The sequence below is a fragment of the Pseudomonas sp. Sample_16 genome (genome assembly GCF_004307665.1).
Taxonomy (GTDB): Bacteria; Pseudomonadota; Gammaproteobacteria; order Pseudomonadales; family Pseudomonadaceae; genus Aquipseudomonas.
Genome location: NZ_RCOB01000087.1, coordinates 1 through 11,455, shown reverse-complemented (window position 1 = coordinate 11,455; position 11,455 = coordinate 1). Strand labels below are relative to the sequence as shown.

Genomic DNA, 11,455 nt, shown 5'->3' with positions numbered 1-11,455 from the left:
CAAGGAATCCAGCGATGAGTTTGTGGCGCACCACCCCCAACATCGAACAGTTGAATGCAATCCAGAAGAACACTATTGGCGAAGTGTTGGACATCCGCTTCGAAGCCTTTGATGAAGAGTCGCTGACCGCGAGCATGGTCATCGACCACCGCACCCACCAGCCTTATGGCTTGCTGCACGGCGGCGCTTCGGTGGTGCTGGCTGAAACCGTCGGCTCCATGGCCAGTTACCTGTGCATCGACGCCAGCAAGTTTTACTGCGTGGGCCTGGAAATCAACGCCAACCATTTGCGCGGCCTGCGAAGCGGGCGAGTGACAGCGGTGGCCAAGCCGATTCACATCGGGCGCACGACCCATGTCTGGGACATCCGCCTGACCAGTGATGAGGGCAAGGCCAGTTGCGTGTCGCGCTTGACCATGGCGGTGGTGCCGTTGGGCGAGAATCCGCCGGCACGTTGAGAGCAGTCCATAGCTTTGACCGGACTGTCATCATTCCTGTCAGTTACGGTCATTGCTGTAGTACGTGGTCTTACGGACAATCAACACCTGTTTTCGCTCATGGATTTGCCGGTATGTCGCAACAGATATTTTTCGCCCACGCCAACGGGTTTCCTTCGGGCACCTACGGCAAACTGTTCGCGGCGCTGGCGCCCGAGTATCAGGTGACGCATCTGGAGCAGCACGCCCATGACCCGCGCTTTCCGGCGGACGACAACTGGTACAACCTGGTGGATGAGTTGATTCATCACCTGGAGCAGCAGCCGGAACCGGTTTGGGGCGTCGGCCATTCATTTGGTGGCGTACTGCACCAGCACGCTGCGTTGCGCTGTCCTCATCTCTATCGCGGCGTGGTGATGCTTGATTCCCCTGTGCTGACCCGGACCGATCAATGGGTGATCCGTGCGGCCAAGCGTTTGGGTTTCATCGATCGCCTGACCCCGGCGGGTCGTACCCTGGGGCGGCGGGAAGAGTTCGCCGATCTCGACAGTGCCCGCCGCTATTTCGCCGGCAAAACCCTGTTTCGCAGCTTCGATCCGGAATGTTTCGACGCCTATCTGCAACACGGCTTGCACAAGGTCGGTGACAAGCTGCGCCTGCGCTTCGACCCGGCCACGGAAATCAGTATCTACCGTGGCGTACCCCACACCAGCCCCGGCCGCACGCGACAATTGAAAGTGCCGCTGGCGGTGGTGCGCGGGCGCAGCAGCCGGGTGGTGATGCGCCACCACGCCAGTTCGGTCGGGCGCATGCCTTTGGGAGAGTCCCTGACCATGCCTGGTGGCCACATGTTTCCCCTCGAGCGTCCGCAAGACACCGCCCTGTTGCTGAAAAACCTGTTCAGCAAATGGGAAGGACGCCGCCCACAGGATTGCGCATGAGTCACGTCGTTGAAGAAGTCCGCCTGAGCCTGCCGCACATCGAGCTGGCGGCGCATCTGTTCGGCCCGGAAGACGGATTGCCGGTGATTGCCTTGCACGGCTGGCTCGACAACGCCAACAGCTTCGCCCGACTGGCGCCGAAGCTTAAAGGTCTGCGCATCATTGCACTGGACATGGCAGGGCACGGCCATTCCGGGCATCGCCCGCCGGGCGCGGGGTACGCCATGTGGGACTATGCCCACGATGTGCTGCAAGTCGCCGAACAAATGGGCCTCAAGCGCTTTGCCCTGTTGGGCCACTCGATGGGGGCGATCGCGTCCTTGATCATCGCCGGGTCTTTGCCGGAGCGCGTCACTCATCTGGCCTTGATCGATGGCGTCATTCCGCCTACCGACAAGGGCGAAAATGCGGCCGAACGCATGGGCATGGCCCTGCAAGCGCAGCTGGATTTGCAAGAAAAACGCAAACCGGTCTACGACACCCTCGATCGAGCCGTCGAGGCTCGAATGAAAGGGTTGGTGGCGGTCAGTCGCGAAGCCGCCGAACTGCTGGCGCAACGTGGCTTGATGCCGGTGCCGGGCGGTTACACCTGGCGCACCGATAACCGCCTCACGCTGCCATCGCCGCTGCGTCTTACGACCGAACAGGCAATGGCATTCGTCAAGCGGGTGAGTTGTCCGGCAAAACTGGTGGTGGCCGCCGACGGCATGCTCGCCAAACATCCAGAATTGCTGGAGCGTCTACCCTTTAGCCGTGAACAGCTGCCTGGTGGCCACCATTTGCACTTGAACGACGAGTCCGGTGCCGACCTTGTCGCAGACTGTTTCAATCGGTTCTTCGCCATTCCTTGACTTGCACCAGGCAACTGTCGAGGCTGGGCGGGTTGAAATGGGAGACAACCATGATAGATCTGTACACCGCTGCGACCCCGAATGGCCACAAGGTCTCTATCGTGCTCGAGGAACTCGGCCTGCCCTATAAGGTGCATGCCCTGAGTTTCGACAAAAAGGAACAGAAGTCCGCGGACTTCCTCAAGATCAACCCCAATGGGCGTATTCCGGCGATCGTCGATCGCGCCAACGGCGATTTTGCCGTGTTTGAATCCGGTGCCATCCTGATTTACCTCGCTGAAATGACCGGCAAGCTTTTGCCAGCCGACCCCAAGGGGCGTTCGGTGGTATTGCAATGGCTGATGTTCCAGATGGGCGGCATCGGCCCGATGCAGGGCCAGGCCAACGTGTTTTTCCGTTATTTCCCGGAAAAGCTGCAGGGTGCAATCGATCGCTATCAGCACGAAACCCGTCGCCTCTACGAAGTCCTCGATACGCGCCTGCAAGCCGTCGAGTTCCTTGCCGGCGACTACAGCATCGCCGATATCGCGACTTTTCCCTGGGTACGTGGCTACGAGTGGTCCGGTGTCTCGGTGGAAGGTTTGACGGCGTTGCAACGCTGGATGGCGACCATGGAGGCGCGTCCTGCGGTGCAACGTGGCTTGCTGGTGCCACAGCGCGCCGATGAAGCGAGTGTCATCAAGGGTGCCCAGGCCATGCTGATCCGATGAGTCTATCGATGCGTTCCCTCAGTCTGTTGGCACTGTGCAGTTTCAGTCCCGTGTTGTTTGCCGCTGATGTGCCTGGCAGTCAGGATTTGCCGATCGTGCCGCGCATGGCCGATGCGCAGATCGTCGACTATCGCGTTCCGGTCGACATCGAGCGAATTTACCCACTGGGTTCGATCCGCAAGATCAGCGGCCAGCTGCGCTTCGATGGCCAGGTCAGCGCCCGTGGCAATGCCACGTCAGTGACCTACGAGCTGCCACCGGAGCATTCATCCACCGAAGCATTCACGGCCGCCCGCGAAGCCTTGCAGAAACAGGACGCCCAGTTGCTGTTCTGGTGCCAGGCCCGTGATTGCGGCGAAAGCAGCCTGTGGGCCAACGAAGTCTTCGGCAACGCCAAGCTCTATGGCGCCGACAATGAGCAGGCGTACCTGCTGTTGCGCCTGGCTGCTCCGAAAGACAACACACTGGTGGCGCTCTACAGCATCACCCGTGGCAATCGCAAAGCCTACCTGCACGTCGAGCAGTTCGATGCCGCTGCGCCGCTGGGCGATTTGCTGCCGACCTCGGCGACCTTGCTGCGTGAACTCAAAAGCACCGGCGAACTCGACTTTCCCAAACTCACGGATGCACCGGATGACACCTGGCTGCGTTTGATTTCCCGTGGTCTGAACCTGGACACGACGTTGCGGGTCAGTGTTTCCGGGCCTGCTGCCGAAGCCTGGCGGCAGGCGCTGATCGCTCAGGGCGTGCGTGCGGCACGGCTGGAAACCGGCAGCGTCGAAGGCTCTGGCATGCACATCCAGCTATTGCGCTAGGCTTTAACCCGGCGAACGCGCGTAACGCGTTCGCCAACTCTTTCGAACTGATTTTTTGAGACTTTAGATGATCAATAATGATCGGCTGTTGGTGCAGATCCTGCTCCTGGTGCTGTTTGGCGCGAGCTTTTGGGTGATGGCACCGTTCTGGTCAGCGTTGTTCTGGGGGGCGGTGCTGGCGTTTGCCAGTTGGCCACTGATGCGCTTGCTGACCCGTTGGCTAAATGGTCGCGAATCCCTGGCGGCGGCGCTGTTGACCGTGGGCTGGATGGTGCTGGTGGCAGCGCCTCTGGTCTGGCTGGGCTTCAACCTGGCGGACCATGTGCGCGACGCCACGGCGTTCATCAAGGATGTGCAGGTCGATGGTCTGCCGCAAGCGCCGGACTGGCTGGGCAGCATTCCGCTGGTGGGTGAGCGACTGCTGGGAATCTGGAACAGTGTCGATCAGCAGGGCGCGGCCATGATGGTGTCGCTCAAACCCTACTTCGGTCAGGTCGGTAACTGGCTGCTGGCGCGCAGTGCGCAGATTGGTGGCGGCATTCTCGAACTGACTTTGAGCATTGTTTTCGTGTTCTTTTTCTATCGCGACGGTCCGCGGCTGGCGGCGTTTGTCCATGGCTTGCTGGAGCGCCTGATCGGTAAACGGGCCGGGTACTACATCGAATTGGTGGCGGGCACGGTGCAGCGGGTAGTGAACGGCGTGATCGGTACGGCAGCGGCCCAGGCCGTCCTGGCGCTGGTCGGCTTCCTGATTGCCGGTGTGCCGGGGGCTTTGGTGCTCGGCATCGTAACGTTCATGCTTAGCCTGATTCCCATGGGGCCACCGCTGGTGTGGATTCCAGCCACCGCCTGGCTGGCATGGAGAGGTGACTACGGGATGGCAATATTCCTCGGCATCTGGGGCACCTTCATCATCAGTGGCGTGGACAACGTGCTCAAACCGTACCTGATCAGCCGCGGCGGAAACCTGCCGCTGGTGATTGTGCTGCTGGGCGTGTTTGGCGGGTTGATTGCGTTTGGCTTCATCGGGCTGTTCATCGGTCCGACGTTGCTGGCAGTGGCGTACAGCTTGTTGAACGACTGGAGCAAAAGCCATTCGCGGGTAGGAGATCGTCGTTGATTGCACACGGCAGGCTGCAAGGTCGGTAAAACAGACTCGCGTTGGTCCGGCGCACGGATGATGGGGACCGTCGGGCCAACGCCAGGCTGTAAAGCGCGACTCGGGCTTCCCTGCCCGAGTCGTGTAGCGGGGTGAATCAGAACTTCGCTTCAGCATCCAGTTGCAGGGTGTTGATGTCGGAGTCTTTGAGCGTGGCGTTGGTGTAGTCAGAGTTGGCCATGAAGTACGTCGCGCCGAGGTTGAAGTTCTTGTCCAGCTCGTAGCTCACTTTCAACTTGCTGCCGCGCGAACCGGTGAAGCCGTTGGCGAAGTCGGAGTCAGTGAACGCGCCAACCACAGCGTTACGCTGCACGTCGCGGTAGTTGTAGTCGATGGCGAAACCGTAGACCTTGGTCTTCAGACCGGCCAGCCAGGCGGTATCCTGATCGTTGCTGGCATCGTCGTTGTTGACGTACTGGCCGTACAGCGAGAGCGGCATTGGCAGGCCGCCGATGTCGAGCTGACCGAAACCTTCGAACAGCTTGAATTGTTCGTTCGGGCTGTTGCCGTTGATGGCCAATGCGGCCGGGATCGAGGTACCGCCGGGGATGATGTCGTCGTCGTTGTCGTAGCCGTAGACGCTGCCACCCAGGGTCAGCTTAAGGTTGTCGGTGATGCCGAAGCGTGCACCCAACTGGCCCGCGTACAGGCGCAGGTCGTGTTTGAACTGCACGCCGTCGCCATCGACGTTGTCCTTGAGGGTGTAGTGACCGGCGCTACCGAACAGCTCGGTACTGCCGCTCAGCGGGTACTTGTACGACACCGACAGGCCTTCCGGGCTGATGTCGCTATCCCAAATCACGTCGCCCATGCTGACCCATTGTTGTGGCATCTTGCCGCCCACCAGGTGCAGGTTCTTGATCGCGTCGGGGTGGTAGTCGACGTAACCCTGATCCAGCCAGATCTGCTTCTTGTCGAAGTAGTTGTCCAGGCTCTGGTTGGTAGAACGCGCGTCGTCGTTGTTGCCGGTGGCGATTCGGATACCGGTGTCGACTTGCGGGTTGATTTCGGTATAGGCACCCAGGCGGGCACGAATGCGCTGACGATCCTGGTCTTTGTTGTTCGACACGCCATCGTTGTGCACGTTTTCCTGGCGGAAACGCACATCGCCCTTGAACTGGGTCTTGGCAGCCCACGCCAGTTTCTGGTCGAAGGTGCTCAGTTCGTTGGTTTTCTTCGCGGTCGCTGCGATCTGCTCGTTAGTCTCCTGTTGAGCCTGGCGGGCGATTTGCTGTTCTTTCTGATCCCGGGCCAGCTCGGCTTGCAGTTCACTGTACTGCGCGTTGGTAATCGAACCGTTTGCCTTGAGCATGTCGAGCAGTTTGGCGTCGACTGCGGCGCTGGCCGGAACACTCATGGCCAGCAACAGACCGCCACACAGGGCTGCCGCAGTTTTCGTGGAAGCAAGACGCATATCAATCTCCGAAGATGAGAGTGGATGGCTGAGCCATCCAGGGCACAACCGACCATTGATGGACGGAAAACAGTGGCCGGGTTAGAACCCGACGCTCTAAAAACAGGCGCCAGTATCGCGATGGTTTATTACAAGGAAGTGGCAATGTGATGGCATGTCGATGACGATGCCGAGTCGTCGCGAACTCTTGATTTAGAGCGCTGTCGTCGAATTGATCGTGTGCAACGGATGGCGATGGGCGATACTCGCAAAGCTTCATGCCATCGATGAGAGAGATGTGTAATGCCGTTGCAGCGCCTGCAAAGTCTGTCTGAAATCACTGCGCAAACATGGGATGCGTTGGTACCCGAGACACAACCATTTTTGTCTCACGCGTTCCTGAGCGCATTGGAGGACAGCGGCAGCGTCGGACCTCACTCCGGTTGGCAACCCGAGCATTTGCTGCACACCGAAGGTGATCGACTGATCGCCGCATTGCCCAGCTACCGCAAGTGGCATTCCTACGGCGAGTACGTGTTCGATCACGCCTGGGCCGATGCCTGCGAACGCGCGGGCATCGATTACTACCCGAAGCTTTTGACCGCAGTGCCTTTCAGTCCAGTCAGCGGGCCGCGTTTGTTGGCGGCCACAGTGGAGGATGGTTCCGAATTGCTGAAAAGCCTGCCGGGTTATCTGGAGATCGAACAACTCTTGAGCGCCCACATCAATTTCACAGACCCGTTCACTGACGCCGCGCTGGCCGAGCAGCCGGGCTGGCTGCAACGTGTCGGCTGCCAGTATCACTGGCAAAACCGCGGCTACCGGGACTTCCAGGATTTTCTCGATGTACTGAGTTCACGCAAGCGCAAACAGATGCGTAAAGAGCGGGAACAGGTGGCGGGGCAGGGTTTCGATTTCGAGTGGCTCGAAGGTCGTGAGTTGAGTCAGGTGCAGTGGGATTTTGTCTACGCCTGCTACGCCAACACCTACGCAGTGCGTCGGCAACGGCCCTACCTGACGCGAGCGTTTTTCAGCCTGTTGGCCGAACGCATGCCGCAATCGATCCGCGTCGTTTTTGCCAAACAAGGTTCACGGCCGGTAGCCATGGCTTTCAGCCTGGTGGGGGGCGACAGTTTTTACGGCCGTTATTGGGGATGCCTGGCAGAGTTCGATCGCCTGCATTTCGAGACCTGTTTCTATCAGGGCATGGACTACGCAATCGCCAACGGCTTTCAACGCTTCGATGCGGGTGCTCAAGGCGAGCACAAATTGATTCGCGGGTTCGAACCGGTGATTACCCATTCCTGGCATTACCTGCGCCATCCAGGCCTGAAAGCGGCGGTTAAAGACTTTCTGCAACAGGAGCGGCTGGGGGTGTTGGCGTATGCCGAAGAAGCGCGGACAGCCTTGCCTTACCGGCAGGCGTAATTGGCAAGGAGTCTTTGTGGGAGCTGGCTCGCCAGCGATAGCGGAATATCAGTCAACATCAATGTTGAATGTGAATCCGTCATCGCGGGCAAGTCGAATCGTCGCACCGTCGCTCCCACAGGGGTCAGGGTGATCTGAAGTTAATCGATCCCGACAAACCCACCCGTCTGATGCTGCCACAGCCGCGCATACAACCCACCCAATGCCAGCAATTCGGCATGGCTGCCGGTTTCGGCAATCTTGCCGTTTTCCAGCACCACCAGGCGGTCCATGCGGGCAATGGTCGAGAGCCGGTGCGCGATGGCAATGACGGTTTTGCCCTGCATCAGGGTCTCGAGGCTTTCCTGGATTGCCGCTTCGACTTCCGAGTCCAGTGCCGATGTGGCTTCGTCCATGATCAGAATCGGCGCGTCCTTGAGCAGCACGCGAGCGATGGCGATGCGCTGACGCTGGCCACCGGAGAGTTTCACACCGCGTTCACCGACGTGGGCATCGAAACCGACACGGCCTTCAGCGTCCGAAAGCATTGGGATAAAACCATCGGCCCGTGCCTTGTGCACAGCTTCCCAGAGTTCGCTATCGGTGGCGTCGGGTTTTCCGTAAAGCAGATTGTCGCGGATCGAACGGTGCAGTAACGACGTGTCCTGGGTGATCATGCCGATGCGTTCACGCAGGCTTTCCTGACTGACATCGGCGATGTTCTGGCCATCGATGAGAATCTTCCCGCCTTCCACGTCATAGAGACGCAGCAGCAGGTTGACCAGCGTTGATTTGCCGGCACCGGACGGACCGATCAGGCCGATCTTCTCGCCGGGTTTGATCGTCAGGTTGAGCCCGCCGATGATCCCGCTCTGTTTGCCGTAGTGGAAATCCACGTCTTCGAAACGCACTTCGCCACGGGCCACGGCCAGGGGTTTGGCCTGGTCTCGGTCGGTGACGCTGACCGGTTGCGAGATGCTCTGCAGGCCGTCCTGAACCATGCCGATGTTTTCGAAGATGCCGGTGACCACCCACATGATCCAGCCGGACATGTTGACGATGCGGATCACCAGCCCGGTGGCCAGGGCGATGGCGCCCACGCTGATCAGCGACTGCGTCCAAAGCCACAGGGCCAGGCCGGTGGTGCCGACGATCAACAGGCCGTTCATGCTGGTGATCACCACGTCCATACTGGTGACGACGCGGCCGGCCAGTTGGGCCTTTTCGGTTTGTTCCTTGATCGCTTCGCGAGCGTATTGCTGTTCGAAGTTGGTATGGGCAAACAGCTTCAGGGTGGTGATGTTGGTGTAGCCGTCGACGATCCGCCCCATCAGTTTGGAGCGCGCATCGGAGGACACCACCGAGCGTTCCTTGACTCGCGGTACGAAGTAATACAGTGCACTGATGAACGCCACGATCCACGTCAGCAGCGGGATCATCAGGCGCCAGTCGGCTTCGGCAAACAGCACCAGCGAGCTGATCGCGTAGATCAGCACATGCCACAGGGCGTCCACCGCTTGTACCGCTGAATCGCGCAAGGAGTTGCCGGTTTGCATGATGCGCTGGGCGATACGGCCGGCGAAGTCATTCTGGAAAAAATTCAGGCTCTGCTTGAGCACATAGCTGTGGTTTTGCCAGCGAATCAGGCTGGTCATGCTCGGGCTCAAGGTCTGGTGCACCAGCAGATCATGCAGGCCGACGAAAATCGGCCGCAGGACGAGCGCCACCACCACCATCCAGGCCAGTTCAAGGCCGTGTACCTTGAAAAAGTCAGCGTTGGGTGTGCCTTGGGCCAGGTCGATGATGCGGCTCAGATAGCTGAACAGCGCGACTTCGATCAGCGCGCCGAACAGGCCGACGATCAACAGGGCGACGAAACTTGGCCAGACCTGTTTGAGGTAATAGGTATAGAAGGGCAGGACGCGATCCGGCGGAGCGGCCGAAGGGGCGTCGCGGAAGATGTCGATCAGTTTTTCAAAACGGCGATAAAGCATCGGTGTTTACCCGTTAACGGGCTCTCCTTTGAACGGATTGAGCGTTGCCGACAGAGCCGGCAACCGCTCGGACATCCTTGTCCAGCTTGGTTTCAGTCGATGCGCTTGGCCGACTTGATGAACACCGGATCTGCCGGTACGTCTTTCATGCCGCTGCGAACGGTGGTAGGCGAGTTGACGATGATGTCGACCACATCCATGCCTTTGACGACTTTGCCGAACACCGCGTAGCCGTCGCCCTGGTCGAGGAAGTCGTTGTCCTTGACGTTGATGAAGAACTGGCTGGTGGCAGAGTCCGGCACCGAGGTACGGGCCATGGACAAGGTGCCACGCACGTTGACCAGGCCGTTGTTGTGCTCGTTCTTGATCGGCGCCTTGGTTTCTTTTTGTTGCATTTGCTGGGTGAAACCGCCGCCCTGGACCATGAAGCCCGGAATCACACGGTGGAAAATCGTGTTGTTGTAGAAGCCGCTGTCAACGTACTCAAGAAAGTTCTTGGTACTGATCGGAGCCTTGACCGGGTCCAGTTCGATTTCGATCTGGCCGTTGGTGGTTTCCAGCAGAACATGCGGCGCCTTGGCAGGCGTTGCGGCCATAAGGTTGGCGGCAAACAGAACGGAACCAGCGGCGAGGACGATTTTTTTCAGCATGGGTCAGAGATCCTGATTGGTGGTGTCGACTGCGGTGAGAAATTCGAGCAGTGTCTGGTTGAAGCGTTCGGGTTGATCCATCGGAGTGGCATGACGCGAATCGGCGATCACTGCCAGCCGCGCATCAGGCAACAGTTTTACGTAGTTTTCCTTCAACGCGACCGGAGTGTAGTCACGGTCGGCGCTAATGATGAGGGTTGGACAGGACACCTTCGACAAGCGTTCCTGAACACCCCAACCGACAATGGCATCGAAGCTGGCGAGATAAGCATGTTTGTCGTTTTTTGCCCAGCGCTCAGCCATCTTTTGTCGTAAATCTGCCTGCTCGGGTTTGGGGAACAGCTTGCCGCCCAAGGCCTTGCCGATGGTGCGCAGACTGAGCACGCGCATCAGGCTCCAGCGTTTGAACCATTGCCAATAGTCGTCACGGCTGCGTAATTTGACCTCCGGCGCGCTGTTGACGATGCACAGGCTTTTAAGCAGTTGTGGCTGATCGACCCCGAGTTGAAAGCCGATCATGCCCCCCATGGAAAGTCCGACATAATGTGTCGGACCCAGCTTCAGATGCTCCATCAGCGCGATCAGGTCGGCGCTGAAGCCGGCAATGCTGTAACGCTCGCGGGGTTTGTCGGAGCGACCGTGGCCGCGTACATCCGGGACGATCACCCGATAGCGTGCAGCCAGCGCGGGTATCTGTTTTTCCCAGTCCAGCGTGCTGGAACCCAGCCCGTGGACCAGCAGCAACGGCGTGCCGTGACCATATTCCTCATAGTGCAGGTTGCATCCTTCATGTTCGAAATAGGCCATGCATACACTCCGTGTCAGGCTTGTTCGGGGGCGGCGAACGGTGCGTCCAGTGGTGCAGTGTCGAAGGTGCGCAGCAATTCGACGAGAATCTGTGTGGCTGGCCCGAGGGGTTTGTCTTTGTTCGAATACAGATAGAAGCTCGGGTTACGGCTGCCGCCCTGATCCAAAGGTAGCAGCTTGAGCGTGCCTTCCTTGAGTTCTCGTTCGATCATGTGCCTGGGCAACCAGGCGAACCCCAGGCCGCTGCCGACGAATGTCGCGGCGGTGGCCAGGCTGCCGACCGTCCAGCGC

General features: G+C 59.3%; 12 protein-coding genes. 7 read left to right on the top strand and 5 right to left on the bottom strand.

The genetic code is table 11. The annotated features are described in order from the left end of the window. Nucleotides 1–14: 14 nt before the first annotated feature. From D8U69_RS12555 to D8U69_RS12530, 6 genes are all read left to right on the top strand, one after another. A complete protein-coding gene (locus D8U69_RS12555) occupies nt 15–458 on the top strand; it encodes a hotdog fold thioesterase (protein WP_056853110.1) in 444 nt (147 codons plus the stop codon). Between the two features lie 113 nt (nt 459–571). Continuing rightward, nucleotides 572–1,378, top strand: a complete 807-nt coding sequence (locus D8U69_RS12550; RefSeq protein ID WP_056853109.1) for an alpha/beta hydrolase — start codon at nt 572–574, stop codon at nt 1,376–1,378. Then, the gene (locus tag D8U69_RS12545) at nt 1,375–2,229 is read left to right on the top strand and encodes an alpha/beta hydrolase (protein WP_056853108.1); all 855 of its coding nucleotides are present in this window, start codon (nt 1,375–1,377) and stop codon (nt 2,227–2,229) included. Before D8U69_RS12550 ends, D8U69_RS12545 begins: the two co-directional genes overlap by 4 nt. 50 nt (nt 2,230–2,279) lie before the next feature. After that, complete coding sequence (locus D8U69_RS12540; RefSeq protein ID WP_056853107.1) at nt 2,280–2,939, top strand: glutathione S-transferase N-terminal domain-containing protein; 660 nt, start codon at nt 2,280–2,282, stop codon at nt 2,937–2,939. A gap of 8 nt (nt 2,940–2,947) precedes the next feature. After that, the gene (locus tag D8U69_RS12535) at nt 2,948–3,754 is read left to right on the top strand and encodes a DUF4892 domain-containing protein (protein ID WP_130907410.1); all 807 of its coding nucleotides are present in this window, start codon (nt 2,948–2,950) and stop codon (nt 3,752–3,754) included. 67 nt (nt 3,755–3,821) lie between these two features. Then, nucleotides 3,822–4,874: an AI-2E family transporter gene (locus tag D8U69_RS12530; RefSeq protein ID WP_130904799.1), complete on the top strand. Its 1,053-nt coding sequence runs from the start codon at nt 3,822–3,824 to the stop codon at nt 4,872–4,874. A gap of 136 nt (nt 4,875–5,010) precedes the next feature. Here D8U69_RS12530 and D8U69_RS12525 read toward each other — a convergent pair whose 3' ends face one another. Beyond that, entirely contained in the window at nt 5,011–6,327 is a 1,317-nt protein-coding gene (locus tag D8U69_RS12525; protein WP_056853104.1) for a putative porin, read from the bottom strand. A gap of 282 nt (nt 6,328–6,609) precedes the next feature. Here D8U69_RS12525 and D8U69_RS12520 point away from each other — a divergent pair, with 282 nt between their 5' ends. Beyond that, nucleotides 6,610–7,734 carry a GNAT family N-acetyltransferase gene (locus tag D8U69_RS12520; RefSeq protein ID WP_056853103.1) on the top strand — a complete coding sequence of 375 codons (1,125 nt, stop codon included), beginning with the start codon at nt 6,610–6,612 and terminating at the stop codon, nt 7,732–7,734. Nucleotides 7,735–7,874: 140 nt separating this feature from the next. Here D8U69_RS12520 and D8U69_RS12510 read toward each other — a convergent pair whose 3' ends face one another. The 4 genes from D8U69_RS12510 to D8U69_RS12495 form a co-directional block, all read right to left on the bottom strand. Continuing rightward, the gene (locus D8U69_RS12510) at nt 7,875–9,707 is read right to left on the bottom strand and encodes an ABC transporter ATP-binding protein (protein ID WP_130907409.1); all 1,833 of its coding nucleotides are present in this window, start codon (nt 9,705–9,707) and stop codon (nt 7,875–7,877) included. A 92-nt stretch (nt 9,708–9,799) separates the two neighbouring features. After that, the gene (locus D8U69_RS12505) at nt 9,800–10,357 is read right to left on the bottom strand and encodes a peptidylprolyl isomerase (protein ID WP_056853101.1); all 558 of its coding nucleotides are present in this window, start codon (nt 10,355–10,357) and stop codon (nt 9,800–9,802) included. Nucleotides 10,358–10,360: 3 nt separating this feature from the next. Beyond that, complete coding sequence (locus D8U69_RS12500; RefSeq protein ID WP_056853100.1) at nt 10,361–11,164, bottom strand: alpha/beta hydrolase; 804 nt, start codon at nt 11,162–11,164, stop codon at nt 10,361–10,363. 14 nt (nt 11,165–11,178) lie between these two features. Beyond that, nucleotides 11,179–11,455, bottom strand: a 277-nt coding sequence (locus tag D8U69_RS12495; protein WP_241668655.1) for a substrate-binding domain-containing protein, incomplete at its 5' end; no start/stop codon positions are given.